Below are 25,376 nucleotides of genomic sequence, written 5' to 3'. Positions count from 1 at the left end.
GTCACTGCCGGGGCGCCGGGATCTGGTCCAGCAGTTGCTTGAGCACTTGGTCTTCCTCCAGCCCGTCGATGTCCAGTTCCGGCGCAATGCGCACCCGATGACGCAATACTGCCAGCGCGCACCCCTTGATATCGTCAGGGGTGACGAATTCACCGCCACGCAACAACGCGCGTGCCCGGGCTCCGCGAACCAGGGCGATGGAGGCCCGAGGGCCGGCGCCGATGGTCAGCCCAGGCCACGTGCGGGTGGCTCGCGCCAGGCGCACGGCGTAGTCGAGGACTTGCTCATCCAGCGCCAGTTCGCTAGCGACCTGCTGTAGGTTCAACACATCATGAGCCTGCAGCACCGTACGTAGCGGGTGCACATCGAGCATGTCTGCCCGGGACGAGCGAGTGACTTCGCGCACCATCTCCAGTTCTTGCTGAGCATCGGGGTAATCCATGCGCACCTTGAGCATGAAACGGTCGAGTTCGGCTTCGGGCAGGGGGTAAGTACCTTCCTGTTCGATAGGGTTCTGGGTCGCCAGTACCATGAAGGGCTGACCGATAGGCAGCGCCTCGCCTTCGAGAGTGACTTGGCGCTCCTGCATGGCTTCAAGCAAGGCGGCTTGAGTCTTGGCCGGAGCGCGGTTGATTTCATCGGCCAGCAGCAAGTGAGTGAACAGCGGGCCCTTGCGCAGTTTGAACTGCTCGGTATGCAGGTCATACACAGCGTGGCCGGTGACATCGCTGGGCATCAGGTCCGGTGTGAACTGGATTCGCGCGAAATCGCCACCAAAGCAACGCGCCAGGGCACGCACCAGCAACGTTTTGCCCAGGCCGGGGACGCCTTCGAGCAGTACATGACCGCCAGCGATCAGCGCGGTAAGTACGTCGTCAATCACCTGATCCTGGCCAATCACCGCCTTGCGCAATTCAACGCGCAGGGCCTGTGCCTGCTGGCTGGCGTGTTGAAGGCTTTCGGCGGTAGGGGCAGTGGCTGCAGGGAGTTCGCTCATAGGGCATTCCTGAGAGTTTGCAGGCATGCCACCTGACGGCTGAAATCGGCGCTGGTGAGCCGCTTTGCCGGGAGTGGGCCAAGGGCCTGACTGATGATGTGGGAGGGTTGGCGCGTCAGGCGTTCAAGTACCTGCCACTGTTCAGCGGTGTCGAGGTGTTCAAAGCCAGGGTGACGTCGGCGGGCAGCGCGCTGGATGTCGCGCTGCAGGGCGTGCAAGAGGGCGCCCTGGCCGGTGCGACGCAGCAGGAAATCGGCGCTGGCCTTCAAGTGTTCCTGCAACTGCCGACGTGCCCTGGGCGCAGGCGCCTGGATCGGGCCCTGGCGCATGCCGGTCCGCCAGAGTGCCAGAGCAATCAACGCCAGGAGTGCCACCAAGGCTTGGGGGAAATAGCGCATCAACAGGGTCAACAGACTGTCTACATCGCTGTTGAACAACAAGGTCACGCCAGTGCCTTGGTTGAGGTACCACAGCAGCCAGGCGTTATCGTGTTGGCCGATGCCCGGGGTTTTCCACAGCTCGCTGTCGGTTACCACGGTGACGGTGCCATGCCCGAGATTGCGTTGCATGAGATGGCTGGATTTGGCGCTGTTGGCTGAAAACTGTGCCAGGTGTTTGGGATCGGTGAGGTTGAAGTCGGTATCGAAACTGAAGTACGCCGGGGCGGTTTCATTGTCGACATAGAGTTTGGTCAGATCCGGCGTTTTCTTTTTGCGCGCCGAGGCTGGCTCATCGAAGGTTTCGCTCAAGGTCTGGTGGATGTCCAACCGATCAAGCAGCAGGTCGCCGCTTTTACCTGTCTCTTCATCCCACAGCGCTTCGGCGACCACCAGCAAATGGCCACCGGACTTTGCCCAATCGAGCAGTTCATCCACCTGGCGTGGTGTCATGTTGCCGCGATCACCCAACAGCAGAAGGCTGTTGCCTTTCGGCTGGAGGTGAGCGAGGCGTTCGAGGCTCTTGGCATGCTCGACGCTCAGGCCTTGCTGGCGCAGAAAGTACTCGGCCGCCAGATAGGGATTTTCCCGTGCTTGGGGCGATGGGCCGCGATCAACCACTTCGTCATAAGGGATCGCTTTGTGCCAGGCATAAAATGCACCAGCCCCCAACAGGCACGCCAGCAGTAGACCTGCCCACAGTAATGGGCGGTTCATTGCGCGGCGTCCGAATTGAACAACGCGCGCCATTCGCTGCAGAGCTTTTGCTGGGCGGCGAGCGGAGGCAGTCGATGGCCGTAGGCCAGGTTTTGCCAGTGGCGTGTCAGCTCATTACTGAACACCAGCAGCTGCGGTTGTTGTAATTGGTGAACACGCTCCAGGACCTGGCCTTCGGTGTCGGCGGTTTTCAGTGCAATGTTGTAGTCATGCAACAGGTGGCTGAGCAGGCCTCGGTACAAAAGGCTGAGGGCTTGCCGTGGTTGTGTGGGCCATAATTGTTCGGCAGCACTGGCGATGTCTGCGGGCAAGGTTTCTATGCCCAACTCCAGGCCGAATAACTGCGTCGGAGCGGGTTTGGTGACCCTGGATTGACTGATTGCGCGCCGACTGACAAAAGCGTGCAACCCGTCGCGGTAGTGCCAACCGAGCAATGCGAGGCCTCCAATCAACAGGCTCCACAGGAGTATTTCCAATCCCTGGCCTACGTGTTTGAAGGTGGTGCTGTTGAGGTGATCGAGCAGTGCCTGTAACCATCCGGGTAATTTGCCGTCACCGTGCGCGGTGCCTTTGGCCGCAGGCTGGTCTTCGCCGAAGCGATAGCGGGTGACGGTTTCCGGGTTTTTGAACGGGGGGAGGGCCAGCAGAGTCTTGATGGATTGACTCGCAGCCGGGGTGCTCAGTTGCGGTTGGCTACTGGACTCATCCGCCATGACCTGTGGACTGGCCTGCAGCATCAGCCCGACCGCCAAAAGCAGTAGCGTCGCCACGCTGCCCAGGCGCTGGCGTAAACGCCGGAATACCAGTTCCAGGTCCCAGGCTTCCAGTACGGTACGGCGGTTGAGGTACAGGCTGAAACCGCACGCAACGTAGATAGGCTCCCAGAACACCAATATCAACGCATAGAACGCGTTGCCCAGATGCCCCAGCCATAGCCATTGCGAACTGGTGGCGAGCGCCAACCGTTGCCAGTCCCAATCGCGTTCAACCTGCTCAGGAATGAAGAGATAGAACAGCGCCATGCAGCCAAGCCACAGGCCGATTTCCAGGTGCATGCCAATGATTGTCAGCCAGCGCGCTGCCCCTGCGTTGCGTTGTAACAGCACGCCGAGGCGGCGTTGGCGCGCCTGGCCACCCAGTCCTTCGAGTTGGCTCACTGGCAGCACGAAACTGCGGCTCAGGCTGAGACGCCGCCAGGTCAGGCTGACCAGCAACTGGCTTTTTAACAGTCGCGGCCAATGGCGCACGGCTTGTTTGACGCTGGGTGTTTCACCAAACAGTGCCTTGGAGAGTATGTACAACGGCAACCGATCGAACGCCGGCTTGAGCCACCAGAACAGCAAAACGGCGGCCAGTGGAGACTCCCATAACAACACGGTGAGCAAGGCAAATACTGGCAAGCTCACCAGCGCCCAACTGCTCATCAACAGCCAGCGATGCTCCCTGGCCATCAACACACCAAGGTCCATGGCTTCCCAGGCAGTACGGGGGCGAATTGCCACGCTGGCGTCACTCAGGCGCATGGTGAACCCGCCCGGCGAGAATCAAGTAAGCGGCCACCAGTAGCCAAAGCGCGGCGCCCACCAGATATTTGATCCAAGGCGTGATAGCGGTGGTGGAAGACCAATAGGCCTCAATCAACGCAGCGATCAGCAGAAACACCATCACCCCGCAGAGCATCTGCACGCTTTTGCGCGCCGCCAAGCGCAAGGATTCGCTGCGAGCGAGCGACCCCGGAGCGATCAGTGACCACCCCAGTTGCAAACCCGCTGCGCCGGCCAGGGCGATAGCGGTCAGTTCGAATGCACCGTGGCCGATGACAAACGACCAGAAGGTCTGGCCATAGCCAATTTCGGTCAGATGGCCGCAGATTGCGCCGATGATCAAGCCGTTGAAAATCAGAAAGAACACGCTGCCCAGGCCAAACAGCAACCCGGCTGCAAAGGTCTGGAAGGCGATGCCGATGTTGTGCATCACGTAGTAGCCGAACATCATCCAGTTTTCGCTGGAGGCTCGCTCGGCGGCGCGCCCAAGGCGGCTGGCATCGGGGTCGTACATGCTTTGCATGTCGGCGACCTGCTGGGCGCTGACGATGCTGTAGATCAGGTCGGGAAACAGGTAAACCAGCAGGGCTATTCCCAGCAGGCTGCCGAAAAACAACAGGCCGGCGATTAACACGAAGCGCCATTGCTCACGTACCAGGCGTGGGAAGTCGGCCAGGACGAAACTCAGGACCTTTGCTCCCAATTGACTGCGATGGCGATAGAGCTGCTGGTGGCCGCGCAGGGCCAATTGCTGCAGCGGATCTACCAGATAACTGCTGTAGCCACGCTCCTGTGCCAGCGCGAGGTGCTGGCACAGGCGTCGATAGTGATGGGGGAAGTCCGCCACGTCGCGGGCCTTGGCCTTGCCTTGCTCCAACTGTGTCAGTTGCGCTGCAAAGGCTTGCCATTGGGGCTGGTGACGGCTTTCGAACAGGCTCTGCTTCATGTCGGCCCCAACAAGCCACGGGCCACACCATTGAGTTGCTCTACGGCGCGTGCAGGAGAAACTTGCAGAGGAACCGCGAGGATGGACGCAAGTTCATGCACCCGTTCGGCAGAGAGGTCGCCCTGGCGTTCGGCGAAGGCGAGAATGGCGCGCTGTTCGCTCAGGTCAAGGGCGAAGGGCAGGCGCAACGCAGCCGCTTGAGGTATCCGGGGGCGGGCCAGTGATTGTTCGCGGTAGATCACCAGGGTGCCGGCGGCGAGGTCGCCGAGCCGTTTGAAATGAGGATGTTGCAGGCAACTGATGGCGCCGAGGAAGTAGCCGAAGGGCAGCATGTCGACAAAGCGCAGCAGGTTGCGGATCAACGAAGCGGACCAGCCGACAGGCGTGCCATCGTCCTGTACGACCCGAAGGCCCATGACCTGCTTGCCTGGAGAGCAGCCTTGATTGAGCACTTCGAACAAGACCATGTACCACCAGCTGACCAGAAACAGCAGCAATGCACCCAGGCCAATACCAATATTGCCCAACAGGGCCAGGGGCACGAGCAGGATGCCCATAACCAAGCCACGCAAGCCCAGGTCGAAAGCAAAGGCCAGTACCCGCGGCGGCAGGCCTGCCGGGCGCAAGGGCAGATCTATCCCCTCAGGGGTCTCGATCTGGTAGCGGGTATCCAAAGGGTTTTTCGGCATTGCGATCCCTGGCAGTGCGAAGCGGCTAAGAGACACGGATGCTAGCAGTGTCGACGGTGGAAGCAACCATTCAAGGTTTTGCTGGATATTTGTACAGCCAAGGTATCGCTGGCTTCGGACGGCCAACAGCGCCTAGACTTTGCCGGTCTTCAGCACAGGAATAGCCCGTGACCTCCATTTTTTGGTACGACTATGAAACCACCGGCATCAACCCGCGCAGCGATCGCCCGCTTCAGGTTGCCGGTATTCGTACCGACCTCGAACTCAACGAGATCGGCCCGCCGGTCAACCTTTATTGCCAGCTCAGCGACGATATCCTGCCTCATCCGGCCGCCTGCGCGATCACCGGCATCACCCCTGACGTCCTGGCGGAAAAAGGCCTGGCCGAAGCCGATTTCATGACCCGAGTGCATGCCGAACTGGCCGCACCGGGCACCTGCGGCGCCGGTTACAACACTTTGCGTTTTGACGATGAAATGACGCGCTACAGTTTGTATCGCAACTTTTTCGACCCTTACGCCCGTGAATGGCAGGGCGGCAACAGTCGCTGGGATTTGATCGATGTGGTGCGCACGGCCTACGCACTTCGCCCGGAAGGGATTGTCTGGCCAGAGCAGGATGGGCGCGTCACCCTCAAGCTTGAGCGTTTGACCGCAGCCAACGGGATCGACCATGGCCAGGCCCACGACGCCTTGTCGGACGTGCGAGCCACCATCGCCCTGGCGCGCCTGGTCCGCGAGAAACAGCCCAAGTTGTATGAGTGGCTGTTTCAATTGCGCAGCAAGCAGCGGGTGATGGATCAGGTACGCCTGTTGCAACCGATGGTACATATATCCGGACGCTTTTCCGCCGAGCGTCACTATTTGGGCGTGGTGCTGCCGCTGGCCTGGCACCCGCGCAATCGCAATGCATTGATCGTCTGTGACCTTGGGCTGGACCCGCAGGGGTTACTGGATCTGGACGCCGATACCTTGCGCCAGCGTCTCTACACGCGCCGTGGCGACCTGGCGGAAGGCGAACTGCCCGTGCCGCTCAAGTTAGTGCATATCAACCGCTGCCCGGTCGTTGCCCCGTTGAATGTGCTGCGGGCGCAGGATCGCGAGCGACTTCAATTGGATATGGACACGTACCAGGCACGTGCGCTGCGACTAACTGACGCACACGAAGTTTGGCGCGATAAGTTGGCGGCTATTTATGCCGAGGAATATTTTGCGCCGAGTGCGGATCCCGAGCAGCAGCTCTATGACGGTTTTATTGGTGATCGCGATCGTCGTTTATGTGAACAAGTCCGGGCTGCCGAGCCTTTACATCTGGCGCATCAGCAGTGGCCATTTGATGATCATCGTTTGCCGGAATTATTATTCCGCTACCGCGCGCGTAACTTTCCTGACACCTTGAACAACGAGGAGCAACAGCGCTGGAAACTTTTCTGTCAGCAACGGTTGTCGAGTTCGGAATGGGGCGCGCCGACTACCCTGTTGGCATTTAAGCAGGCGCGCGAGGAGTTGGCCGTTAGTGCTACATCGTTTCAGTGTCAGGTGCTGGATCAATGGCAGGAGTATGCCGACTCTTTAGCCGCCCGGCTGAATCTGTAGTCAGGCATTGGAGAATATTCTGACAATAAAAAACGCCAGCAAGCTGGCGTTTTTATTTTGTTGCTTATCAGGCGAAAGCCCGACCAGGCTTAGCCCAGCAGGGTAGCCCAGCCTTCAACCACGTCGCCGCCCCACTTGGCTTTCCACTCTTTCAGCGTCTTGTGGTTGCCACCTTTGGTTTCAATCACTTCACCGTTGTGTGGGTTCTTGTATTGCTTGACCTTGCGAGCACGCTTGGTGCCGGTAGTTTTCACAGCGCCGCGGGGTGCTTTAACTTTCGACTCTGGATCCAGCAGCGCGATGATGTCACGCAGGGATTTGGAGTATTCACCCATCAGGGTGCGCAGTTTGCCTTCGAATTCCAGCTCGGTTTGCAGCTTGTCGTCTTGGGACAGGTTCTTCAAACGGGCTTGCAGCTCTTTGATAGCTTCTTCGGTGGCACGGTATTCGTTGATCAGAGACATGTGGACTACCTTATGTAGAGCGCTGATTGGCAGGAGAGTGGCCTAATAATAGTCAGGCACTAACCCCAAGTAAACATTTAAGGATGCATTTATGTGAATTACGTTGAATGTTTGTAGCCCTGCTACGCAATCGAGTTAATTAGTAGGTGGTAGACGTAAAGATAATCTCGTTTATTTTCCGACAATTGCCCGTGCATCACGTTGTACACGCATAAAGCGTTGGTAAAACCTTACGCTATTAAGGGCTGTAGGCAGAGGTTGGGGACAGAATAAGCCGTAAGGAATACTGCAGTTTTTCTGCGCAATCGCTAGAATGGCCGCCTTTGCGAAGTTCTGGAGTTTCCCCCTAATGCGCACTTTTAGGCTGGTGATTGCTTGCCCGGACCGGGTTGGCATCGTTGCCAAAGTCAGTAACTTTCTGGCCTCCCACAACGGCTGGATCACCGAGGCGAGCCATCACTCGGACGATCTCAGCGGTTGGTTTTTCATGCGTCACGAAATTCGTGCCGACACGCTGCCCTTTGGTCTTGAAGCTTTTCGTGAGGCGTTTGCGCCGATCGCCGAAGAGTTTTCGATGACCTGGCATATCACCGACACCGAGCAGAAAAAACGTGTCGTGCTGATGGCCAGCCGCGAGTCCCATTGCCTGGCCGACCTGCTGCACCGCTGGCACAGCGATGAGCTGGATTGCGAGATCGCTTGCGTAATCTCCAACCATGACGACCTGCGCAGCATGGTCGAATGGCATGGCATCCCGTATTACCACGTGCCGGTCAACCCGCAGGACAAGGAGCCGGCCTTTGCCGAAGTCTCCCGCCTGGTTAAGCAGCACGAAGCGGATGTGGTGGTGCTGGCGCGCTACATGCAGATTCTGCCGCCGGAACTGTGCCGCGAATACGCCGGCAAGGTGATCAACATTCACCACAGCTTCCTGCCGTCGTTTGTGGGCGCCAAACCCTACCACCAGGCCTCCCTGCGTGGCGTGAAGCTGATTGGCGCAACGTGCCACTACGTCACCGAAGAGCTGGACGCCGGCCCGATCATCGAGCAGGACGTGGTGCGCGTCAGCCACAGCGACAGCATTGAAGACATGGTGCGTTTCGGCCGTGACGTCGAGAAGATGGTGCTGGCCCGTGGCCTGCGTTATCACTTGGAAGATCGCGTGCTCGTGCATGGCAACAAGACTGTAGTGTTCTGATACAGGTCTTGAAGAAGCACAGGCCTGGGCGTTAAATCGTCCCAGGCCTTTTTTTTTCCTGCTGTTGGGGATTGATCAATGAGCGATCCACTGGACAAAGCCACCTCCCAAGCCCCGGCGACGCTGGGGGAGGGGTGTTTAAGTCGATATGACCCGGATGACCTGGACGCTGAGGACGGCACCGAGTTTCCCGGTGCCGCTGAGTTGTGGGAGCGCGAACAGGCCAAATCCGAGCGCTCGGAAAAATAAGGGCCCGCCGCTCTGAAAAGCGGCGGGCACTGGGCTCAGATGCGGAAACTGCCCACCAACTGTTTCAGGCGTGCGGCCTGTTGTTCCAGGTCAGTGCAGGCGCGCAGGGTGGATTGCAGGTTTTCCACGCCTTCCTGGTTGAGGGTATTGATCTCGGTAATGTCCATGTTGATCGACTCCACCACCGAGGTTTGCTCCTCGGTAGCGGTGGCCACTGACTGGTTCATGCCGTCGATCTCACCAATGCGCTGGGTCACGCTGTTCAAGCGCTCGCCGGCCAGGTTGGCGATTTCCACGCTGTCCTGGCTGTGGCGCTGGCTTTCACTCATGGTGCTGACCGAGTCGCGCGCACCGACTTGCAGCTCCTCAATCATCTTCTGCACTTGCTGCGCCGACTCTTGAGTGCGATGCGCCAGGTTGCGCACCTCATCGGCCACGACCGCAAACCCGCGCCCGGCTTCCCCAGCACGCGCCGCTTCGATGGCGGCGTTCAGTGCCAGCAGGTTGGTTTGCTGGGAGATGCTGGTGATCACCTCCAGAATTTGCCCGATGTTCACAGTCTTGCTGTTCAGCGCTTCTATATTGCTGCTGGAAGCACTGATCATCGCTGACAGTTGGGTCATAGCCTTGATATTGCGATCTACCACCTGCTGGCCGTCTTCGGCCAAGTGCCGCGCATCGCTGGCCTGGCTGGAGGCTTGTGCGGCGTTGCGCGCGATTTCCTGGGCGGCGGCGCCCAGTTCGTTGATGGCGGCGGCGACGCTGTTGGTGCGGTTGGCCTGCTCGTCGGAGTTGACCATCGAGGAATTGGAAGCACTGACCACGCGCAACGCCACTTCGTTGACCTGTTCGGTGGCCGAGGACACCTCGCGGATCGAGGTATGAATCCGCTCCACGAAGCGGTTGAAGGCATTGCCCAGCGTACCGAACTCATCGTTGTTCTGGATGGTCAGGCGGCGAGTCAAGTCGCCCTCGCCATCGGCGATGTCCTGCATTGCGCGGGTCATTACGTGCAGCGGTTGCAGCAGCACGCGGATGAGCATGCCCAGCAGCGCAATGATGATCACCACAGCGATGATCGTGGCGATGACCGCCGAATTGCGGAACTCGCTGAGCATGGCGAACGACTTGTCTTTATCCACCGAAATGCCCAGGTACCAGTTCACCGAGGGCAAGCCCTTGATCGGTGTAAAGGTCACGATGTTGTCTTTACCGTTGGCTTGAACTTCACTGAAGTCAGCACTGATCTTGGGCGTGTGATTGGGGTACACGTCGGCCAGGGTCTTCATCACCAGGTTTTTGTCCGGGTGCACGAGCACTTTGCCATCGGCACTGACCAGGAAGGCATAACCCATGCCGCCGAAGTTCAGCGCGCCAATGTTATCCACCAGCGTTTGCAGGCTCAGGTCGCCGCCTACCACGCCGATGCTCTGGCCAGTTGTGGTGGTGCTGGGGGTGGCGACCGAAATGATCAATTTCCCGGTGGCGGCATCAATGTAAGGTTCAGTCAGGGTTGAGCCATTGCTGGACTGGGCGCCCTTGTACCAGGGGCGAACCCTAGGGTCGAAGCCATCGGGCATCTTGGTGTCGGGGCGGATGGTGAAGGCGCCTTTGCTGTCGCCCACGTAGGTGGCCATGAACGAGGACGTCAGGGCTTTCTGTTCTAGCAGGCCGGCGACGGCGGCGGGTTCAGGGTTGATGGCAATGTTCTGTGCTGCGTTTTCCACCAGCGCTATGCGCCCGGTGAGCCAGGTCTGAATATTGCTGGCGGTGACGTCGCCCATTTCATGCAGGTAATTATTGAGGTCGTCGCGAATCGCGTTGCGTTGCAGGTAGTCGTTGTAGAGGGTAAACAATGCGAAGGCGGCGATGACGATAAGAGCGGCTGCAAGCAGGATTTTGTGGCTGAAGCGCAGGTTTTTATTCATGGCTTGAAGGGTCCGCTAAGGTCTTGATATCCGAAGCGCGTCCTCATGGGATGCGCAAAATGGCAGCGTCAAAAAAGGTGTGGTACTTCTGGTGACAGCTCTGTAAGTCCCTTTAAGAGCCATCTGATCTGTTTTTAGACTTTGTGGGTCTTACAATTATCTGTATCGACCTGGCGGCACTAAAGATTAACCAAAGGTGACGAAATGCCTGACTCCTCGCAATTCCTTATTGGCGCCGGTCCGGACGGCCAACCTGTCGCCCAGGCCATGCGCCTGGCCAACCGTCACGGGCTGATTGCTGGCGCCACGGGCACCGGCAAGACCGTCACTCTGCAGCGCCTGGCAGAGGCGTTCAGTGATGCGGGTGTGGCCGTGTTCGCCGCTGATATCAAAGGCGATCTGTGTGGTCTGGGGGCTGCCGCGAACCCTCAAGGAAAAGTGGCTGAGCGCGTCGCCGGCATGCCCTTCCTTAATTACACGGCGAAGGCTTATCCGGTAACGCTGTGGGATATCCACGGGCAGTCGGGTCATCCGCTTCGCACGACCATCAGCGAAATGGGACCTCTATTGCTCGGCAGCCTGTTGGAACTCACCGACAGCCAGCAGTCGGCACTCTATGCCACCTTCAAAGTGGCGGACCGCGAAGGCCTGCTGCTGCTCGACCTCAAAGACCTCAAGGCATTGCTCAACCATCTGCGCTATCACCCGCAACTGCTGGGTGACGATGCCGCGTTGATGACCACCGGCTCCAGCCAGGCGCTGTTGCGGCGCTTGGCGGTGCTTGAACAACAGGGCGCAGAAGCCTTGTTTGGTGAGCCGGCCCTGCAGCTTGAAGATATTTTGCAGCCAGCCAGCGACGGCCGCGGGCGTATCCATCTGCTCGACGCCAGTCGGCTGGTACACGAGGCGCCCAAGGTGTACGCGACGTTCCTGCTGTGGCTGCTGGCCGAACTGTTCGAGCAGTTGCCGGAGCGCGGGGATGCCGACAAACCGTTGCTCGCGCTGTTTTTCGATGAGGCGCATTTATTGTTTGCCGACACGCCCAAGGCTTTGCAGGATCGACTGGAGCAAGTGGTGCGTCTGATCCGCTCCAAAGGTGTCGGCGTGTACTTTGTCACTCAATCCCCCGGTGACTTGCCTGACACGGTCTTGGCGCAACTCGGTCTGCGTATTCAGCACGGCTTGCGGGCGTTCACCACAAAAGAGCAGAAATCCCTGCGCGCGGTGGCGGATGGCTTTCGGGCCAACCCGGCGTTCGACACCTTGTCGGTGCTCACAGAGCTGGGCACCGGTGAGGCGCTGGTGGGCACCTTGCAGGAAAAGGGCACGCCGCAAGTGGTCCAACGCGTGCTGGTCGCGCCGCCGCAATCGCGCATCGGGCCGCTCAGCGAAGCCGAACGCGCCGCGCTGATTGCCAGCTCGCCGTTGCTGGGGCGGTATGACAAGCCGATTGACCGGGAGTCGGCCTATGAAGTGTTGATGGCGCGCAAGGAGCTCGGGCCGACTGAGGCAGCCACGCCTGCTGCCGAAGAACCAAGCTTTACCGACAAGGCCGGAGCATTTTTGGGCACCACGGCCGGCAAGGCACTCAAATCAGCCATGCAACAGGCCGCCAATCAGATGGGCCGGCAGTTGGTGCGGGGTTTGTTGGGCTCGTTGCTGGGCGGCAGCAAGCGTAAGTAGCTATTCAGATTTGGGCTTGGCGTGCGCGGCCAATCGTTCCAGTGCCGCGCGCAAGCCCGGATCGCTGATCCCGTCGGCCGTTGCCTGAATGGTTTCGGCCGCATTCATCGAAAGGTTGATGGTGTGCCCCACCGCGCCTTGCTGCACGGTAGGCGGCTGCACCTTGAACTGGATACGGGTCAAACTGGCAAATTCGTCAAAGGCCATCAATTGTCGCTGCAGGCGTTTTTGCTGATAGCGCAAACGGGTCGCCCAATGACCGTCGGTGACAATTAACAGCAAATTTCCTTCGCGCCAGGACGCCACATGGCAATGTTCACGTGCGGCAGGTTGTAGCTGGCTTTCTACCAGGCGTTGCAAATGGCCCAAGCGTTGCGCATGGCCGAAGATGGCTTTCAACGGCTTGGCTTCGCGGAGCAACACGCTGGGCGCGCGGGCTGTAAGAGGGCGAAATGCCATGTTTAGACACCTTAAGTAACAGAGCCGCCATCTTAGCAGAAAGCGCCTGTGTGCCCCCCAGCCAATGCGTCACCCAGCGCTTTGCTCGTAAAATCAATAGGTAACTTCTGTGCCAGATGGGTTGAAGTTCCAGCAAAAGCCCTTATTTTAAACAGGCCCTCTCACAGCGCCATGCCAGCATCGGGGAATAACGCCACTTTCCTCACCCACGATTCCGGGTAGAATGCGCGTTCGCATGCGGCCGTGAGGGCTGCTCGGGCCACTCACGGTGCGCCCTCCATCCCTATGTGTGGAAGAACCTGCCGATATGTTTGCGCCTTTGTTAAAGAAACTTTTTGGAAGCAAGAATGAGCGCGAAGTTAAACGCATGCTCAAGACGGTGCAGCTGGTCAATGCCTTCGAAGAGCAGATGGTTGCCCTTTCGGACGAGCAATTGCGCGCCAAGACCCAAGAGTTCAAGGCCCGCATAGCCAAAGGTGAAACCCTCGACAAGCTGCTTCCCGAAGCCTTTGCGGTCGCCCGTGAAGCCGGCAAGCGTGTCATGGGCATGCGCCACTTCGACGTGCAGTTGATCGGCGGCATGACCTTGCATGAAGGCATGATTGCCGAAATGCGCACCGGTGAAGGCAAGACCCTGGTGGCAACCCTGGGTGTTTACCTCAACGCACTGTCCGGCAAGGGCGTGCACGTTGTGACGGTGAACGACTACCTGGCTCGCCGGGATGCCAACTGGATGCGCCCGCTGTATGAATTCCTCGGCCTGACCGTCGGCGTGGTAACGCCGTTCCAGCCGCCGGAAGAGAAACGCGCCGCTTACGCTGCCGACATCACGTACGGCACCAACAACGAATTCGGTTTCGACTACCTGCGCGACAACATGGCGTTCAGCATGGAAGAAAAATTCCAGCGCGAACTCAACTTTGCCGTGATCGACGAAGTCGACTCCATCCTCATCGACGAAGCCCGTACCCCGCTGATCATCTCCGGCCAGGCCGAAGACAGCTCGCGCCTGTACACCGAGATCAACAAGTTGATCCCGCGTCTGGAGCAGCACATCGAAGAAGTGGAAGGCGTGGTGACCAAAGAAGGTCACTTCTCCATCGATGAGAAGACTCGTCAGGTCGAGCTCAACGAAGCCGGTCACCAGTTTGTCGAAGAGATGCTGACCCAGATCGGCGAGCTGGCCGAGGGCGAAAGCCTGTACTCGGCCCACAACCTGGGCCTGTTGACCCACGTGTATGCCGGCCTGCGCGCCCACAAGCTGTTCCATCGCAACGTCGAATACATCGTCCAGGACGGCCAGGTCGTGCTGGTTGACGAACACACCGGCCGTACCATGCCGGGTCGTCGTCTGTCTGAAGGGCTGCACCAGGCCATCGAAGCCAAGGAAGGGCTCAACATCCAGGCTGAAAGCCAGACGTTGGCGTCTACCACTTTCCAGAACTACTTCCGTCTGTACAACAAGCTGTCCGGCATGACCGGTACGGCCGACACCGAAGCGTTCGAGTTCCACCAGATCTACAACCTGGCCGTGATGGTGATTCCACCGAACAAGCCGCTGGCGCGTAAAGACTACAACGACCTGGTGTTCCTGACGGCCGAAGAGAAATACGCGGCAATCATCAACGACATCAAGGACGGCATGGCCCAGGGCCGTCCGATCCTGGTGGGTACTGCCACCATCGAGACTTCCGAGCACGTGTCCAACCTGCTCAACAAGGAAGGCATCGAGCACAAGGTTCTCAACGCCAAGTTCCACGAAAAAGAAGCCGAGATCATCGCTCAGGCCGGTCGCCCAGGCGCACTGACCATTGCCACCAACATGGCCGGTCGTGGTACCGACATCCTGTTGGGCGGTAACTGGGAAGTGGAAGTCGCGGCGCTGGAAAACCCGAGCCCTGAGCAGATCGCTCAGATCAAGGCCGACTGGCAAAAACGTCACCAGGCCGTGCTGGAATCCGGCGGCCTGCAGGTGATCGCCTCCGAGCGTCACGAATCGCGCCGTATCGACAACCAGCTGCGTGGTCGTGCCGGTCGTCAGGGTGACGCCGGTTCGAGCCGTTTCTACCTGTCGCTGGAAGACAGCCTGATGCGCATCTTCGCCTCCGATCGGGTGAAGAACTTCATGAAGGCCCTGGGCATGCAGTCCGGTGAAGCGATCGAGCACCGCATGGTGACCAACGCCATCGAGAAGGCCCAGCGCAAGGTAGAAGGCCGTAACTTCGACATTCGTAAACAACTGCTCGAGTTCGATGACGTCAACAACGAACAGCGTAAAGTGATTTATCACATGCGTAACACGTTGCTGGCCGCCGACAACATTGGCGAGACCATTGCCGATTTCCGTCAGGACGTGCTCAACGCCACCGTCAGCGCGCATATCCCGCCACAGTCCCTGCCTGAGCAGTGGGATGTTGCCGGTCTGGAAGCGGCGTTGAAAAGCGACTTCGGTGTCGACCTGCCGGTTCAGCAGTGGCTGGACGAAGACGATCACCTGTATGAAGAAACCCTGCGCGAGAAGGTGATGACCGAGCTACTGGCCGCGTACAACGAGAAAGAAGAGCAAGCGAGCGCCGAAGCGCTGCGCACCTTCGAGAAACAAATCGTACTGCGTGTGCTGGACGACCTGTGGAAAGACCACCTGTCGACCATGGACCACTTGCGTCACGGTATCCACTTGCGTGGTTATGCCCAGAAGAACCCGAAGCAAGAGTACAAGCGCGAGTCGTTCACGCTGTTCTCCGAGCTGCTGGATTCGATCAAGCGCGATTCGATTCGCGTGCTGTCCCACGTTCAGGTGCGTCGCGAAGATCCGATCGAGGAAGAAGCTCGCCTGCGCCAGGAAGCCGAAGCATTGGCTGCGCGCATGCAGTTCCAGCACGACGAAGCACCGGGTCTGGAAGCGCCTGAGGTGTTGGGCGAAGAGGTCGATGTGGCCTTGGCGCAAACCCCGGTTCGCAATGATCAGAAGCTGGGCCGCAACGAACTGTGCTGGTGTGGTTCGGGCAAGAAGTTCAAACACTGCCACGGCGAAATCAACTAAGATTTTTGCCTGACGCTGCAACACCCCGCGCCGCGACCGGCATCAGCCGTCGCGGCGTTTTGCCATTAATTCCCACCGTCGATAGCGACGGCACAGACATCACCTATTTTTAAGGAGCGCATTCATGGCTGTTGGTCTTGGTCCTTTGCCCACATTGCACCCGGTTGCCGGTTTTGAACTCGGTATCGCTTCGGCCGGCATCAAGCGCCCCGGGCGCAAGGATGTGGTGGTGATGCGCTGTGCCGAAGGTTCGACCGTCGCCGGTGTGTTCACCCTTAATGCCTTCTGCGCCGCGCCGGTAATCCTGGCCAAACAACGCGTGGCCGGTTCGATTCGCTACCTGCTGACCAACACCGGTAACGCCAACGCCGGCACAGGCGAGCCTGGCCTGGTGGCCGCTGCTCGCACCTGCGCCAAGCTGGCCCAGTTGACTGGCGTAGACGCCAGCCAAGTGCTGCCTTACTCCACCGGCGTAATCGGTGAGCCATTGCCGGTAGAAAAAATCGAAGGCGCCCTGCAAGCCGCGCTGGATGACTTGTCTGTGGATAACTGGGCTGCCGCTGCCACAGGCATCATGACCACCGACACACTGCCAAAAGGCGCGAGCCGTCAGTTCGTGCACGACGGCGTGACCATCACCGTGACCGGCATCAGCAAAGGCGCGGGCATGATTCGCCCGAACATGGCCACCATGCTCGGCTACATCGCCACCGACGCCAAAGTCTCCCGCGACGTGTTGCAACGCTTGATGCTGGACGGCGCCAACAAGTCGTTCAACCGCATCACCATCGATGGCGATACCTCGACTAACGACTGCTGCATGTTGATCGCCACCGGCCAGGCCAACCTGCCGGAAATCACCTCCACCGAAGGCCCGCTGTTCGCCGCGTTGAAGCAGGCGGTGTTCGAGGTGTGCATGGACGTGGCTCAGGCCATCGTCCGTGACGGCGAAGGCGCGACCAAGTTCGTGACCGTTGAAGTCAATGGCGGCGGCAACCACCAGGAATGCCTGGATGTTGGCTACACCGTGGCGCATTCGCCGCTGATCAAGACTGCCTTGTTTGCCTCTGACCCGAACTGGGGCCGCATCCTCGCCGCCGTTGGCCGTGCCGGCGTGCCTGACCTGGACGTGAGCAAGATCGACGTGTTCCTTGGCGAGGTGTGCATTGCCAGCCGTGGCGCCCGCGCCGAAACCTACACCGAAGCCCAGGGCTCGGCAGTGATGCAGCAGGAAGAAATCACCATCCGCATCGAACTGGGTCGCGGTGAGTGCAGCGAAACGATCTGGACCACTGACCTGTCCCACGAGTACGTGAAGATCAATGCGGAATACCGCACCTGACAGCCAAGAGGATAAGCGCGGTGAAACGAGTGCATGTAGCAGCAGCGGTGATCCGCGGTGTCGATGGCAGGATCCTGCTGGCGCGCCGTGCCGATACCCAGCATCAAGGCGGCCTCTGGGAATTTCCCGGTGGCAAGGTGGAGGCCGATGAGTCGGTTGCTGCCGCCTTGTCCCGCGAATTGCAGGAAGAACTGGGCATCCAGGTCACCACGGCACGCCCGCTGATCAAGGTGCAGCATGACTACCCGGACAAGCAGGTGTTGCTGGATGTCTGGGAAGTCTCGGCCTTTACCGGCGAGCCCCATGGTGCCGAAGGGCAGCCGTTGGAATGGGTGGCCCCGCGAGACTTGATCAACTATGCGTTCCCCGCAGCGAATGCCCCGATCGTGGCGGCGGCGCGGCTGCCGGCTGAGTACCTGATTACCCCGGGCGAGCTGGAAACCCCGACGTTGCTGCGCGGTATTCAGAAGGCGATTGCCGGGGGCATCAAGCTGGTTCAGCTGCGTGCGCCCAATGGTTACGACCCTAAGTACCGTGACCTGGCGGTGGACGCCGTTGGCCTGTGTGCCGGCAAGGCGCAATTGATGCTCAAGGGCCCGTTTGAGTGGTTGGGGGATTTCCCGGCGGCCGGCTGGCACATGACGTCGGCGCAGTTGCGTAAATACGCGAGCAAGGGACGCCCGCTGCCGAAGGATCGCTGGTTGGCGGCTTCCTGCCATAACGCTGAAGAACTGGCGCTGGCGCAAATGATGGACGTGGATTTTGTCACGCTGTCACCGGTGCAGCCGACACAGACGCATCCGGGTGCTCAGCCATTGGGTTGGGAGCAGGCGGCCGAGTTGATCCGTGGGTTCAGCAAGCCGGTGTTTTTGCTCGGCGGCGTAGGGCCGGCTGAGCGGGAACAGGCTTGGGCCGCTGGGGCTCAGGGTGTGGCAGGTATTCGGGCGTTTTGGCCGCAGGTTTGATGGTGTTCTGACGGGCCTGTTCGCGGGCAAGCCCGCTCCCACAGTCGACCGGGTTCCAGCGTTGGAAAGCAGTCAAATGTGGGAGCGGGCTTGCTCGCGAAGGGGCCAGATCAGTCACCGCAAAACTCAGTGTGGCTTAGCCGCCGCCTGCCACAACACCTCCGCAACCCCCTGGCGCTTGGCAATCACCCGTGCCGCCACAAACAACAAGTCCGACAACCGATTGATGTACGCCAACCCCACGCCTTCCAACGGTTCAATCGCATTCAACTGCTGACACCGCCGCTCCGCACTGCGCGCCAGGCTGCGGCACACGTGCGCTTGGGCGATCAGCGCTGAACCACCGGGCAAGATGAAGTTTTCCAGTGGCCCGACTTCCTCGTTCCAGCGATCAATCGCCGCTTCCAGCCGATCAACTTCGGCCGCATTCAATGCCTTGTACACCGGCATCGCCAGCTCACCGCCCAAATCGAACAACCGATGCTGGCAAGGGGTAAGCACCTCAATCACATCGTCCAGTTGCGGATGCTTGCCGCTCTGCTCTTCAAGGCTGGCCAGCAGTAAACCCAACTGGCTGTTGAGCGTGTCCACCTCGCCGATGGCTTCCACGCGCGGGTGGTCCTTGGGCACGCGGCGGCCGTCGCCCAGGCCGGTCTCGCCTGTGTCGCCGGTACGGGTGTAGATCTTCGACAGGCGAAAGCCCATGGTTATTGCTCCAGTTGAGTCAGGTCAAAGGTTGGCATTTGGCTGCCGGCCAACGGCAGGCGCAGGGTGAAGCAGGTACCTTGGCCGAGGGTGGAATGGACTTCCATCTGGCCCTTGTGGTTATTGGTGATGATGAAATACGACACCGACAGCCCCAGCCCGGTGCCTTGGCCGATTTCCTTGGTGGTGAAGAACGGCTCGAAAGTGCGTTTGCGCACGTTTTCGCTCATGCCGATGCCATTGTCTTCCACCTGGATCTCCGCCCAGGGCGGGTTGAGGCGGGTACGCAAAATAATGCGCCCGGGCTCGCGGTCGTCTTCACGCAGGTGAATGGCCTGGGCGGCGTTTTTCAACAGGTTGAGCAGTACCTGTTCCAGTTCGTTGGCGGTGCCGGGCACCGGGCCTAGCTGCGGGTCGAACTGGCGGATGATTGCCTGACCCTTGAAGTCGAAGCCGATCGTCAGGTCGAAGTCATTACCGGCAATTTCCACTGCCTGGTCGATCAGTGCCGGCAAATCGCAAGGCGCCATTTGGCGATTGCTGCGGCGGCTGAAGCTGAGCATGTGCGTGACGATCTTCGCCGCGCGTGCGCCGGCTTGCTGGATGCCATCGAGCAATTGCGGGACTTCGCGGCCCTGCAGGTAGCGGTTGACCACCTCCAGTTCGATGCCCGCCTGTTCCGCGTGTTCCAGGTTTTTCGGCAGGTCGGGAGACAGGCGGCGGCGGATGTTCTGCACGTTGTGCAGGATTGCCCCGAGCGGGTTGTTGATTTCGTGGGCCATGCCCGCGGCCAGGCCGCCGACGGAGAGCATTTTTTCCGACTGCACCATCATTTCTTCCAGCGACAAGCGCTGGGTGATGTCGTCGATACGGATCACCACCCCGCGCCCGGCGCCGCCCATCAAGGGGTAGAAGGTCAGGGCGTAATGCTTGGCCTCGTCATCCTTTATCCAGGTGACGCGCTCAATGCGTTCAACCGTGTGTTGCTCAACCGTGGCCTTGATTTGCGGCAGGTAGGGCTTGAGTGGCTGGAACGCGAGGAAGATCGGCTGGTTCAGCGCTTCGTCCAGGCGCGTGCCGGAAAGCGCAGTGGCTTCCTGATTCCACTGGGTGACGTAGAGTTGTTCGTCCAGGGCGATCAGCGCAGAAGGCATCGAGTCGATAATGCTGTTGAGGTAATTCTGGAAGCCCGTAAGTTTTTTCTCGATCTTGCTGCGAACCTGCACCTCGAGTTCCAGCTTGCGGTTGGTGTGGCGCGTCTCTTCGGCCAGGCCCTGGGCTTGTGCGTAGGCGGCCTGGGAGTCGTCCCGCGCTCGCTTGAGCTGATGCTCGCGGGCTTCGATACGCGACAGCATGGTGTTGAACGCTTCGGCCAGGCTGCCGATTTCATCATGGTTGCCGCGCCCGGCACGCAGGGCGTAGTTTTCTTCGCGGGTCACCTGGCGCGACAGTTCTTCGAGTTCGTGAATCGGGCGGGTGATCAAGCGTTTGATCTGCCGGGCGATGACCAGCCAGAGCAATACGCTGAAAATCAGGATGCCGAGGCTGGCTGTCAGCGTGCCGGTATAAAACGCCACGGGTAGCTCGCTGCTGGCGACCAACAGTAAATGCCCCGGAGGCTGGCCGGCGCGGGGCAGGGTGATGACCTGGTTGCTGCGAAATTCGGTGACGCGCCAGGCCTCGATATGCCGGTAGTTGTCCGGCAGGTGCAGGCGGTTGCCATGTTGCATTTGGGCCAGGCGGGTGCCTTCGCCGTCATACAATGCGGCGGCGCGTAATGGCGAGTAACTGGTCAATTCGCTGAGCAGGGCGTCGGCCTTGGCCGGGGATTCGAGGGCTTCGGCGGCGAGGGCGGGGTTGGACACCAGGCGACCGATGGCCTGCAACGCCTGCGGGGCCATGCTTTCCTGGGAAATCCAGTAGGCGGCGCTGATAAACGTCAGATTGGCCACCAACAATACGGTGGTCAACAACACCAGCAGGGCGGCCAGCAGTTTCTGCCCTACCGGTAGGTTTTCAAGACGCTGGCGCAATGGCATCAGGGTTTTTCCAGGTGATAGACAGGTAGGCAGGGTAGCGCGTGCCTCAGTCGGTGGCTAATCCGCGTGTGCGTAAGTGGTCGATCAGCCGCGCTTGCACCTGTTGCAGATGCGGCAGGACCAACTGATGGCGGGCTGCCGCCTGGCAAGCGTAGCCCAGCAGGTAGCTGATTTCGGTGCGCCGGGCGTTGGCCACGTCTTGATACATGGAGGAGTAGTTGGCCGCCGTCGCGTGGATGACCCGCTCTACTTCGCTGTGTAACGCCTCTGCGGCGGCCGGTTGACCGCAGCATTCGAGCAACTCGGTCAACTCGGCGCACAAGGTCGCCACTTCGCATTGGTGGTCGTGCAGGCCGCCATTGCGGCACTGGTAGAGCACGGTCAACGGGTTGATCGCGCAATTGAGCGCCAGCTTGCGCCACAGGCGGGTGAGAATATCGGTGCTCCATTCGTGGGGAATGCCGGCGGCGTGCAGGTCGTCCAGCCACAGCGGTGGCGTCGGGTGGCCCGCGTCCCCCAGCCAAGTGTAGCCATGGCCGGCAAAGACCACGCGCCAATCGCCGTCGCGGAATGCGCCTTCGGTGCTGGAGGCGAAGATGCAGCGGGCCTGCGGCAGCTGCGCGGCCACGGCATCCTGGCTGCCCAGGCCGTTTTGCAACAGGATCAGTTCGGCGTCCGGTACCAGCCGGTGTTGCAGCTGTGCGATGGCGTTTTCGGCGTCGTAGGCTTTGCACGCCACCAGCAGACGATGAATGGGTTCTTGGCTGTGGGGCGTTTCGCCGATCACTGGGTAGGTGTGTGCTACGCCATGCTCTACCAGCGTCAGGCCTTTTGCCTGCCGGTAGCTGGACAGGCGGGCCTCATCCCGCAGGATCAGCCGCACGGGCACGCCCGCGCGCGACAGGCGTGTGGCCCACAGTGTGCCCAGGCTGCCGGCGCCGAGAATGTGCCAGGTAGTCGACATGAGTTTTTGCTCCGTAGGGTCGCTCACAGTGAACAGCTCGAAAGAACCGCTATAATGCCTCGGCATTTTAGCTTGGGCGCGCTCCATCTCTACTGAGCCCGCCCCTTATATTGGAGAAATGACATGCCTTCGTTCGACGTGGTATCCGAACTGGACAAACACGAAGTCACCAACGCCGTCGAGAACGCCGTCAAGGAATTGGACCGCCGCTATGACTTGAAAGGCAAGGGCAGCTTCGAGTTCAAGGAAAAGGAACTGACCGTCAACCTGACCGCTGAAGCCGATTTCCAGCTGGAAGCGATGATCGAGATTCTCAAGCTGGCCCTGGTCAAGCGCAAGATCGACGTGCAGTGCCTTGAAGTCAAGGACGCCTACGCCTCCGGCAAGCTGATGAAGCAGGAAGCCGTGCTCAAGGAAGGCATCGACAAAGAGCTGGCGAAGAAGATCGTCGCGCATATCAAGGATGCCAAGCTGAAAGTCCAGGCCGCCATCCAGGGTGAACAGGTTCGCGTGACCGGCAAGAAGCGTGACGATCTGCAAGAGGCAATCGCGGCCCTGCGCGCCAAGACTTTCGACATGCCGCTGCAGTTCAATAACTTCCGCGACTGATGGCACTTTGCGGAACCTGCGGGTGTTTTTGACGTCCCACGCCCCAGAGTCTGTGCCTACACTTGAGCCCCACGGGGCTCATTTGCGTTTTATGGCAGTCAATCAAGCCGCACATCCGCGCAACAGGAGAAGATAGATGGATTTGAACGCTGAAGTGGATCACCTGATCAAGACCTCGCAGTCCTGGATCCCGATGATTATGGAATACGGCAGCCGGGTGTTGCTGGCAGTGATAACCCTGGCCATTGGCTGGTGGCTGATCAACGTATTTACCCACCGCGTAGGGCGCTTGCTGGCCATTCGCAATGCGGACCTGGCGCTGCAGCACTTCATCACCAGCCTTGCCAACATCGCATTGAAAGTCATGCTGATTGTCAGCGTGGCCTCGATGATCGGCGTGGCAACCACCTCGTTCGTCGCCGCCATCGGTGCGGCCACCCTGGCTATCGGCCTGGCGTTGCAAGGCAGCCTGGCCAACTTCGCCGGCGGCGTGCTGATTCTGCTGTTCCGCCCGTTCCGCATCGGCGACTGGATCGAGGCTCAAGGCACGTCCGGGACGGTCGACAGTATTCAGATCTTCCACACCGTGCTGCGTACCGGCGACAACAAAACCGTGATTGTGCCTAACGGCATCCTGTCCAACGGCATCATCACCAACACCAACCGCCAGCCTACCCGCAAGGTAGTGTTCGACGTGGGTGTCGACTACGAAGCCGACTTGCAGAAAGCCCGTGAAGTGCTGCTGGAACTGGCGAAAGACCCGCGCGTGCTGACAGACCCAGCAGCGGTGGCGGTGGTGTCGACGTTGGGCGACAGTTCGATCACGGTGTCTTTGCGTTGCTGGACCAAGACTTCCGATTACTGGGACGTGGTGTTCATGCTTAATGAACTGTCGCGTGATCGCTTGAAAGGCGCGGGCATTGATATTCCGTTTCCACAGCGCGTTATCCGCGTGATGCAGGAACCGGCTGCGAAATAACTAAGCGCAGTGTATCGAACTTGGCCGAATGGTCAGGTTCAATGCGCGCCGTTAACCTCGTTAGTTAGCTTGCTAGTTATTTTTTCAGCGAAATAAAACTGCAATAAAAAAGCCGCTCCCTTGTAAACAGGGGAGCGGCTTTTTATTTAAGGCCGAGGCCTTAAGCCATCGTTGTAATCAAACTGGCAATTACAAGATGTTCAACGGGTATTGCGCGATCAGACGCAGTTCGTCGATAGACGCCGAACCGTAGTACACGCCATCAGACGAACGATAGGTCGCTTGACGCACGCGCAGGCTCAGGTCTTTTGCTGGACCGCTCTGAATCACGTACTTGGCTTCGATGTCACGTTCCCACTCTTTGCCGTTGGAGGTCTCTGCGGTATTAGCGCCGGTACCTTTGACGTAGCGAGTCATGAAGCTCAGGCCCGGCACGCCGAAGGTGGCCATGTTCAGGTCATAACGAGCCTGGAACGATTTTTCGTCTTCTGCGTTGAAGTCGGAACGGGCGATGGAGTTGGCCAGGAAAATCGTGCCGCCGCCGTCTACGCCGTAGCCGTAGTCACCGTCACCGCTGACTTTCTGGTAGGCCAGGGTGAACGTGTGAGCCTGGATGGTGTACGCGCCTTGCAAGCTGTAGGCACGGTTGTCCAGTTTGGTGGTGCCGTCTTTTTCTGCGCGTTGCAGGCCGGCGCCGTCGCTCTTGGTGCTGTAGATGTTGAAGTCAACGGCCAGGGACTGTTCGTTGCTCAGCGCGTGAGTCCAGTTCAGGTTGGCGTAGGTTTTCTTCCAGTAGTCTTCAGTCTTCGCGTAGTAGAGGCTGGCGCTGACTTCTGGAGTCAGGGCGTAGACACCGCCGATGAAGTCGGTTTTGGTCAGGCCCAGGCTGTCACGGTAAGTCTGTGCTTGTGCCACGCTCGAGGTGAAGTGACCACCTTCAAGTTTCAGGCCCTTGATCTCGTTGCTGGTGATCGAGATACCTTGCGGCAGCTCTGGCAGCAAGCGGCTGTCATCGGAGGCGAATACCGGCGCGGTGGTGTACTGGTCGCCGACTTTGAGCACGGTGTCGGAGATGCGGAACTTAACAGCGCCGCCGCCTTTGGAGTAGTCGTCTTGCGCGCGGCCGTCTGCACCGGTAGGGAACAGGCCAGTGCCCGAACGACCCTTGCCGCTGTCGAGTTTCACGCCCAGCAGGCCGATGACATCAACACCGACGCCGATGGTGCCTTGGGTGTAGCCCGACTGGAACAGGCCGTTGAAGCCCAGGCCGGTTTCGTCTACACGGCTTTTGCCGGTGTCGTTGTTACGGAAGTCGCGGCTGAAGTTCAGCAAGCGAGTGTTGATGCTGAAAGTACTGTCTTCAACAAAGCCCTTGGAATCGTCCTGGGCGGACGCCATTGCGAACTGCGAGGTGCCTGCTGAAACAGCCAGGGCGATCATGCTCCACTTCATCACGCGCATCGTGATTTGCTCCTTTGGTTTTAGGAAGAGTACTGCCGTCCCACCTGTATTTTTATCTGGGCGGCTCTTTCTTTTTTGTGTCGGCGCAAAGTTATATCACGCGGACCCTATTGACGATACTTACCCATCTATCCTTTCAGCTTCTTTACGAGGCTGTCGTAAATTGCTATTTCCATGTCGCAAATTCACAGCCCGATTGTCACCAGGCTGACAACTTAAGTGCTGTTTTCAGACCGCTTTCGAAGTTTGAAATCTTCCGTGATACGCACTCAATCGCTTGTGTTTTTATCGCGAAACACCTGCTTCCAAACGGGTGTCGTTGCCGACGATAGTGGGGTGAATGCAACAAGCGTGCACAAAGCG

General features: G+C 59.4%; 21 protein-coding genes and 1 pseudogene. 9 read left to right on the top strand and 13 right to left on the bottom strand.

The window, feature by feature from the left end; translation table 11 throughout:
• Nucleotide 1: 1 nt before the first annotated feature.
• From C4J83_RS24395 to C4J83_RS24375, 5 genes are read right to left on the bottom strand one after another with little or no spacing between them, the layout of a single operon-like run.
• Entirely contained in the window at nucleotides 2-997 is a 996-nt protein-coding gene (locus C4J83_RS24395; protein ID WP_124418374.1) for an AAA family ATPase, read from the bottom strand.
• Nucleotides 994-2,151, bottom strand: coding sequence for a DUF4350 domain-containing protein (locus tag C4J83_RS24390; RefSeq protein WP_124418373.1), 1,158 nt, complete (start codon nucleotides 2,149-2,151; stop codon nucleotides 994-996). Before C4J83_RS24390 ends, C4J83_RS24395 begins: the two co-directional genes overlap by 4 nt.
• A complete protein-coding gene (locus tag C4J83_RS24385) occupies nucleotides 2,148-3,674 on the bottom strand; it encodes a DUF4129 domain-containing protein (RefSeq protein WP_119736949.1) in 1,527 nt (508 codons plus the stop codon). The genes C4J83_RS24390 and C4J83_RS24385 overlap by 4 nt, the downstream gene beginning before the upstream one ends.
• Nucleotides 3,661-4,641 (bottom strand): stage II sporulation protein M, encoded by a 981-nt coding sequence (locus C4J83_RS24380; RefSeq protein ID WP_124418372.1) that lies wholly within the window; start codon nucleotides 4,639-4,641, stop codon nucleotides 3,661-3,663. The genes C4J83_RS24385 and C4J83_RS24380 overlap by 14 nt, the downstream gene beginning before the upstream one ends.
• A complete protein-coding gene (locus C4J83_RS24375) occupies nucleotides 4,638-5,330 on the bottom strand; it encodes an RDD family protein (RefSeq protein ID WP_124418371.1) in 693 nt (230 codons plus the stop codon). Before C4J83_RS24375 ends, C4J83_RS24380 begins: the two co-directional genes overlap by 4 nt.
• A 167-nt stretch (nucleotides 5,331-5,497) precedes the next feature.
• Here C4J83_RS24375 and sbcB point away from each other — a divergent pair, with 167 nt between their 5' ends.
• Nucleotides 5,498-6,925, top strand: a complete 1,428-nt coding sequence (sbcB, locus tag C4J83_RS24370) for an exodeoxyribonuclease I (protein WP_124418370.1) — start codon at nucleotides 5,498-5,500, stop codon at nucleotides 6,923-6,925.
• 89 nt (nucleotides 6,926-7,014) lie between these two features.
• Here sbcB and mvaT read toward each other — a convergent pair whose 3' ends face one another.
• Nucleotides 7,015-7,389: a histone-like nucleoid-structuring protein MvaT gene (gene mvaT / locus C4J83_RS24365; protein WP_005790963.1), complete on the bottom strand. Its 375-nt coding sequence runs from the start codon at nucleotides 7,387-7,389 to the stop codon at nucleotides 7,015-7,017.
• Between the two features lie 349 nt (nucleotides 7,390-7,738).
• Between mvaT and purU the strand changes: the two genes are divergently transcribed.
• The gene (gene purU, locus C4J83_RS24355; protein ID WP_005790961.1) at nucleotides 7,739-8,587 is read left to right on the top strand and encodes a formyltetrahydrofolate deformylase; all 849 of its coding nucleotides are present in this window, start codon (nucleotides 7,739-7,741) and stop codon (nucleotides 8,585-8,587) included.
• A gap of 78 nt (nucleotides 8,588-8,665) precedes the next feature.
• Nucleotides 8,666-8,836, top strand: a complete 171-nt coding sequence (locus C4J83_RS30560; protein ID WP_164487960.1) for a hypothetical protein — start codon at nucleotides 8,666-8,668, stop codon at nucleotides 8,834-8,836.
• A 35-nt stretch (nucleotides 8,837-8,871) separates the two neighbouring features.
• On the opposite strand, the gene C4J83_RS31190 is transcribed toward C4J83_RS30560, so the two are convergent.
• Both C4J83_RS31190 and C4J83_RS31185 read right to left on the bottom strand, forming a co-directional pair.
• Nucleotides 8,872-9,636: a methyl-accepting chemotaxis protein gene (locus C4J83_RS31190; protein ID WP_370004806.1), complete on the bottom strand. Its 765-nt coding sequence runs from the start codon at nucleotides 9,634-9,636 to the stop codon at nucleotides 8,872-8,874.
• Between the two features lie 141 nt (nucleotides 9,637-9,777).
• Nucleotides 9,778-10,620: pseudogene (locus C4J83_RS31185) on the bottom strand (HAMP domain-containing protein); the annotation flags it as partial.
• A gap of 348 nt (nucleotides 10,621-10,968) precedes the next feature.
• Between C4J83_RS31185 and C4J83_RS24345 the strand changes: the two are divergent.
• Entirely contained in the window at nucleotides 10,969-12,447 is a 1,479-nt protein-coding gene (locus C4J83_RS24345) for a helicase HerA-like domain-containing protein (RefSeq protein WP_124418368.1), read from the top strand.
• On the opposite strand, the gene C4J83_RS24340 is transcribed toward C4J83_RS24345, so the two are convergent.
• Nucleotides 12,448-12,906, bottom strand: a complete 459-nt coding sequence (locus tag C4J83_RS24340) for a DUF721 domain-containing protein (protein ID WP_124418367.1) — start codon at nucleotides 12,904-12,906, stop codon at nucleotides 12,448-12,450.
• A 307-nt stretch (nucleotides 12,907-13,213) separates the two neighbouring features.
• Here C4J83_RS24340 and secA point away from each other — a divergent pair, with 307 nt between their 5' ends.
• The 3 genes from secA to C4J83_RS24325 all read left to right on the top strand — a co-directional run bounded on the left by secA (nucleotide 13,214) and on the right by C4J83_RS24325 (nucleotide 18,256).
• Nucleotides 13,214-15,949, top strand: coding sequence for a preprotein translocase subunit SecA (gene secA / locus C4J83_RS24335; RefSeq protein WP_124418366.1), 2,736 nt, complete (start codon nucleotides 13,214-13,216; stop codon nucleotides 15,947-15,949).
• Nucleotides 15,950-16,073: 124 nt separating this feature from the next.
• Nucleotides 16,074-17,291, top strand: a complete 1,218-nt coding sequence (argJ, locus tag C4J83_RS24330; protein WP_106578376.1) for a bifunctional glutamate N-acetyltransferase/amino-acid acetyltransferase ArgJ — start codon at nucleotides 16,074-16,076, stop codon at nucleotides 17,289-17,291.
• Between the two features lie 20 nt (nucleotides 17,292-17,311).
• Nucleotides 17,312-18,256, top strand: a complete 945-nt coding sequence (locus C4J83_RS24325) for a Nudix family hydrolase (RefSeq protein WP_124418365.1) — start codon at nucleotides 17,312-17,314, stop codon at nucleotides 18,254-18,256.
• Nucleotides 18,257-18,382: 126 nt separating this feature from the next.
• Here C4J83_RS24325 and C4J83_RS24315 read toward each other — a convergent pair whose 3' ends face one another.
• Genes C4J83_RS24315 through C4J83_RS24305 form a run of 3 tightly spaced genes read right to left on the bottom strand, consistent with a single transcriptional unit; the run spans nucleotide 18,383 to nucleotide 21,964 of the window.
• On the bottom strand, nucleotides 18,383-18,961 hold the full coding sequence (locus C4J83_RS24315; protein ID WP_106578378.1) for a cob(I)yrinic acid a,c-diamide adenosyltransferase: 579 nt from the start codon (nucleotides 18,959-18,961) through the stop codon (nucleotides 18,383-18,385).
• A gap of 2 nt (nucleotides 18,962-18,963) precedes the next feature.
• The gene (locus tag C4J83_RS24310; protein WP_106578379.1) at nucleotides 18,964-21,000 is read right to left on the bottom strand and encodes a sensor histidine kinase; all 2,037 of its coding nucleotides are present in this window, start codon (nucleotides 20,998-21,000) and stop codon (nucleotides 18,964-18,966) included.
• A 46-nt stretch (nucleotides 21,001-21,046) separates the two neighbouring features.
• A complete protein-coding gene (locus C4J83_RS24305) occupies nucleotides 21,047-21,964 on the bottom strand; it encodes a putative 2-dehydropantoate 2-reductase (protein ID WP_124418364.1) in 918 nt (305 codons plus the stop codon).
• Between the two features lie 123 nt (nucleotides 21,965-22,087).
• On the opposite strand from C4J83_RS24305, the gene C4J83_RS24300 reads away from it, so the two are divergent.
• Both C4J83_RS24300 and C4J83_RS24295 read left to right on the top strand, forming a co-directional pair.
• Nucleotides 22,088-22,573, top strand: a complete 486-nt coding sequence (locus C4J83_RS24300; RefSeq protein ID WP_003193880.1) for a YajQ family cyclic di-GMP-binding protein — start codon at nucleotides 22,088-22,090, stop codon at nucleotides 22,571-22,573.
• A gap of 136 nt (nucleotides 22,574-22,709) precedes the next feature.
• The gene (locus C4J83_RS24295; RefSeq protein ID WP_106578381.1) at nucleotides 22,710-23,552 is read left to right on the top strand and encodes a mechanosensitive ion channel family protein; all 843 of its coding nucleotides are present in this window, start codon (nucleotides 22,710-22,712) and stop codon (nucleotides 23,550-23,552) included.
• Between the two features lie 189 nt (nucleotides 23,553-23,741).
• On the opposite strand, the gene C4J83_RS24290 is transcribed toward C4J83_RS24295, so the two are convergent.
• The gene (locus C4J83_RS24290) at nucleotides 23,742-25,013 is read right to left on the bottom strand and encodes an OprD family porin (RefSeq protein ID WP_106578382.1); all 1,272 of its coding nucleotides are present in this window, start codon (nucleotides 25,011-25,013) and stop codon (nucleotides 23,742-23,744) included.
• Between the last annotated feature and the right edge of the window lie 363 nt (nucleotides 25,014-25,376).

It is taken from the genome of Pseudomonas sp. LBUM920 (genome assembly GCF_003852315.1).
Classification (GTDB): domain Bacteria; phylum Pseudomonadota; class Gammaproteobacteria; order Pseudomonadales; family Pseudomonadaceae; genus Aquipseudomonas.
This window is presented reverse-complemented; position numbering and strand designations above follow the sequence as displayed.